The following is a 268-nucleotide window of genomic DNA, read 5'->3' on the forward strand; positions in this document are numbered from 1 at the left end:
TTTGATGGGATTACATCAATGCAAAAGCGGTCAAAAAACCCTTCAAGCTAAGCAACGTGTCGCGATCGTGCAGACCGTGACGACCATGTTTTGTACGATGAACATTGATGGTCATCGTATTGGGCGCTATGCGGATAAGAGTAAAAATGAGCAACCGGTGTTTGATGAGCATGGTAACGAACTACTACGTGGGATCACTCACTATGAACTTCGAGGTCTGCACTCTCAGATTTGGCGTCAACCGATTTCAAGAACCAAATACAATGAC

At 44.8% G+C, this 268-nt stretch carries 1 pseudogene; it reads left to right on the forward strand.

Going from position 1 to position 268, the window contains the following annotated elements:
* Nucleotides 1-268 (forward strand): annotated as a pseudogene (locus tag AACR11_RS19635) (hypothetical protein); the annotation flags it as partial.

The sequence above is a fragment of the Vibrio sp. L85 genome (genome assembly GCF_963871815.1).
GTDB lineage: Bacteria > Pseudomonadota > Gammaproteobacteria > Enterobacterales > Vibrionaceae > Vibrio > Vibrio harveyi.